Origin of the sequence: Brevundimonas sp. (assembly GCF_036677305.1) — a bacterium.
GTDB lineage: Bacteria > Pseudomonadota > Alphaproteobacteria > Caulobacterales > Caulobacteraceae > Brevundimonas.
Genome location: NZ_JAKFEB010000099.1, coordinates 1 through 3,857, shown reverse-complemented (window position 1 = coordinate 3,857; position 3,857 = coordinate 1). Strand labels below are relative to the sequence as shown.

Annotated in this window: 5 protein-coding genes; 2 read left to right on the top strand and 3 right to left on the bottom strand. The window is 72.6% G+C overall.

What is annotated here, in order from left to right; translation table 11 throughout:
- The coding region (locus tag V6M42_RS05995; RefSeq protein ID WP_332677820.1) for a hypothetical protein at positions 1-658 on the top strand (658 nt) is incomplete at its 5' end.
- Between the two features lie 4 nt (positions 659-662).
- Here the strand turns inward: V6M42_RS05995 and V6M42_RS05990 are convergent.
- Entirely contained in the window at positions 663-2,348 is a 1,686-nt protein-coding gene (locus tag V6M42_RS05990; RefSeq protein ID WP_332677818.1) for a sensor histidine kinase, read from the bottom strand.
- Positions 2,349-2,519: 171 nt separating this feature from the next.
- Here V6M42_RS05990 and V6M42_RS05985 point away from each other — a divergent pair, with 171 nt between their 5' ends.
- Positions 2,520-2,951: a SufE family protein gene (locus V6M42_RS05985; protein ID WP_332677816.1), complete on the top strand. Its 432-nt coding sequence runs from the start codon at positions 2,520-2,522 to the stop codon at positions 2,949-2,951.
- On the opposite strand, the gene V6M42_RS05980 is transcribed toward V6M42_RS05985, so the two are convergent.
- Together V6M42_RS05980 and V6M42_RS05975 are read right to left on the bottom strand one after the other, a co-directional pair.
- Complete coding sequence (locus V6M42_RS05980; RefSeq protein WP_332660272.1) at positions 2,942-3,385, bottom strand: hypothetical protein; 444 nt, start codon at positions 3,383-3,385, stop codon at positions 2,942-2,944. The two genes, V6M42_RS05985 and V6M42_RS05980, sit on opposite strands and share 10 nt — an antisense overlap.
- A gap of 226 nt (positions 3,386-3,611) precedes the next feature.
- The coding region (locus tag V6M42_RS05975; RefSeq protein WP_332677814.1) for a DUF6456 domain-containing protein at positions 3,612-3,857 on the bottom strand (246 nt) is incomplete at its 5' end.

Sequence of the window (3,857 nt, the reverse complement as noted above, 5' to 3'; positions counted from 1 at the left end):
GGCGCTGCGGGCCGGCGCCGCCGAGGCGGACCTCAGCGCCGCCGCCGCCCGCGCCCGGTCGCGCGCCCACGCCGTTTCCTGCGGCGATCCTCAACTGGCGACCGCCAAGGGCCGTGTCGACGACGCCTTCGCAGGCTGGCTGCGCACGCCGCGCATGACCTTCCCGGGCGAGCGCGCGGCCTGGACGGCCAACCGCATGCGCTCCGTCGGCGCCGGCTGGCGGCTGCAGCAGACCTCGGTCGTGGGCGCCTCGCCCGTCGCCTTCGGCTATGCGGGGCCAGGCGAGACATCGGATCTCGTCGCCGTGGTCAGTTTCGTCGGACGCTCGCGGCCCAACGCGGCGCGGATCGTGCTGCGCGATCCGAACAAGGTTCCGCGCGCCTGGCTGGCCGGAGACGGCCTGGTTCCCGCCTCATCGCGCGCCAGTCTGTGGGCCGCGAATGTCGCGCCCGCGGCCCGCGAACTGTTGGCCGAAGGCCGTCGGTCGGGCGAGGTCTGGCGCTTCCCGGCCTCGGCGGCCGCCGCGCTGGAGCGGCTGGATCCCCGCGAGACCTTCGCCGTCGAATTCCATTTCCGCGACGGCAGCGTCGCCACGGCCAGGTTCGAGGCCGGCGATTTCGCGGCCGGCCGCGCCTTCCTGGCGATGGGAATGCTCTAGGGCTTCAGGCCCCGTTCTTCATCGGCATCGGAATGATCTCCGCGCCCTCCTCCGGAACCGGGGCGCGGGCGACCAGCGCCACGGGCAGGCGAACGGTCACCGCCGTCCCCTCGCCGAGCGTGCTGTCGATGCTCATCCGACCGCCGTGGAGCTCGGCGAAGGCGCGGACGAGGGACAGGCCGAGGCCCGTGCCCTGACGACGCTGCTCGATCTCGCCGGCCTGTTCGAAGGGCCGGCCGAGGCGGCGTACGTCCTCCGGCGCGATCCCCACGCCGGTGTCGGCGACGACGACCTCCAGATAGGGGCCGATGGCTTCGACCGTGACGGTGATCGTCCCGCCCGGCGGCGTGAATTTCACCGCATTGGACAGCAGGTTGAGGGTGATCTGTTTGAGGGCCCTCCGGTCCGCCGAGACCTCGACGGGATCGCCGGGCAGGACGCCGGACAGGCTGACGCCCTTGTCGTCGGCGTTGACCCGGACCAGCGCCATCGCGGTCGAGACGGTCTCGCGGGCGTCGAACCGCTCCGGCGTCAGGGTATAGCGTTCGGCCTCGATCTTGGCGACGTCGAGCAGGTCGTTGATCAGGTCCAGCAGATGTCCGCCGGCCTGATGGATGTTCCCGGCGTATTCGGCGTAGCGGTCGGGCAGGGGGCCGAAGATGCGCTGGCGCATGATGTCCGAGAAGCCGAGGACGGCGTTCAGCGGCGTGCGCAGTTCGTGGCTCATATTGGCGAGGAAGCGGGTCTTGCCGGCCTCGCGGGCCTCGGCCTCGTTGCGGGCGACCTCGAGGCCCAGTTCGCGGGCGTACTGCGCGGTGCCATCGAAGATCTGGGCGACCAGCCGCGGGCCGGAGGCGTCGTCGAGCCTGCGGACAATCATCTGCGCCCGGCGGTCCAGCGCCATGCGCGGCGCGAACAGGGCCGCGCCGTCCTGGCCTCCCATGGCCCGCTCCATGGCGCCCAGGACGCGAGGCCGGTCGGGCGCGTGCACCGCCGCGACAAGGCCGCTCTCGAACAGGGGGTCGACGGGCAGATAGACGGGCGGCGCGCCATAGGCGGCCACGACCCGCCCGGACGGTTCAAGGACCAGCATCAGGCCGGGTTGGGCGGCCAGCAGGGTTTCGATCCGGGCGGCGTCGGCCTCGGCCGTCTCGAGCCGCCGTTCGCGTTGGCGCCATGACAGACGTACGGCCAGGGCCGCGGCGCCCGCCGTCAGCAGGGCCGAGATGGCCGCCAGCGCGGGAAGGTGGGGGCCGGGTCCGCCCAGCCCGGCGGACAGCAGGCCGGCCACGGCGGCGAGGCCTACGGCCAGGGCGCCGGCCTGGACCGGCCGCGTCCCGCCGAGGGCGATCCCCGCCGCCAGCGGCAGGAAGGTGAAACCGGTCAGGGGCCCGGTAAGGCCGCCCGACAAGGCGGCGGACAGGAAGGCGGCCAGGCCCCAGACGCCCAGCAGCATCATGCGCTCGCCGGCGCCGTCCCGACGCAGCAGACCCAGACCCGTCAGGCCGGGCACGACCATGGCCAGCACGCCGTAGAAGACCGGGCCGTCGAGGCCGCCGATCCACCGTCCGCCGAGCGCGAGCAGGGCGGCGGCCACGGCCCAGCCCGCATGCCAGGCGGCCAGCGCGGGACGATCGCCCCGGTCAGGGTCGTTGGCGGGTCTCGGGTCTGGGGCGGCGGACTGGATCAAGGGCGCGTCGGGAGAGGCCGGGCGTTCCGGCGGCCGTCCAGCCTAGCCCCGCCGGTGAGTCGTCCAAAGCACGCACGCGTTCCAGGCGACTGACACGCCCCGTCGCGACGCCTTTTCCGGGGGACAGGTCGCGAGGTTGTCGTTAACGGCGGCCCGGCCTATTTGCCGCGCATGACACCGCATGCCTCAATCGACGACACCCTGGCCGAACTGGTGGAGGAGTTCGACCTCCTGGGCGACTGGGAAGGCCGGATCGAATACGTCATCGAACTGGGCAAGGCGCTGCCGGCCCTGCCGGACGCGGATCGCCTCGACGCCAACAAGGTGCCCGGCTGCGCGGCCCAGGTGTGGCTGGCGGTCCGCCGTCGGGACGACCGCCTGACCTTCCTCGCCGACAGCGACAGCGCCCTGTCCAAGGGCAATATCGCCTTGCTGCTGAGGCTGTATTCAGATCGCCCGCCGGCCGAAATCCTGGCCTTTGACGCCCGCGCCGCCCTTGACCGACTGGGCCTGCCCGCCGCCCTGACGCGCCAGCGCGCCAACGGCCTCAACGCCATGGTGGGCCGGATCCGCGACGCCGCGGCGGCGGCGGTTCAGAAGTAGTAGCCGGTTATCGTCATGGTCGGTCGCTGGTCGGCCGGCTCGGCGACCTCGACGGACAGGCGACGCTCGTCGGGCCGGGGCGTACGGCGTTCCCAGCGCCGGGGATTGTCCGGCGAGAAGGACCAGCGCTCGGGATCGCCGAAAGCGCGGCGGCCCAGGTCGGTCAGTTCGCGCGCGCTGGCGTGCCGGGACGACATGGTGCAGCTGGCGGCGTAGACCGACGTATCGCCCTGCTCGTGCGTCCCCTCCTCGATGCGGATGCGCCAGTTTCCGTCATTGGAGATCAGATCGATCTCCGACGCCCAGTCGTCCAGGGGCGCATTGTCCCCGACGGGCCGACGGAAGCCGAGCTCCCGCGCGGCCTTGATCGACTTTTCGAAACTCTTGCCGCGGGTGGCGTAGGGCAGACAGACCTCGGTGAGCGTGCGGACCACCAGCGGTTCCTGCGCCGGGGCAGGGCTACTGATCAGGCACAGGCTCGCCGCTGCGAGGCAAACAACAGACTTCAACTTAATCCCCGGTTCGCCGATCCACTGGGAGTGATCGGCCGCATATGAGACGCCGCGTCGCGGTGCGCGGCTCGATGGGTCACCCTTAGGGCCGAAGCCGCCCGGGCAATAGTTACGAGCCTGTAACGTGCGGCGGTGCGCGCTCCGTCGGTCAACCGATACGATAATGGTCCGCGAGGGCGGCCAGGCCGCTTTTGAGCAGCGCCCTGCCGCGCCGGCGGCCGAGGCCGAGGTCGCGTTCCGCCGCCTGCAGCGCCGAGGCGCGGATGCAGATGGCCTCGACCATCCCGCGTGCGGGTCCGCAGGCCAACAGCGCCGCCTCGACGCGGGCTCCCGCCGCCATCGCCGATGCGCCGGGCCCGGCCCGGCCGGGCGCGTCGCCGCCCGCGCCGGCGCG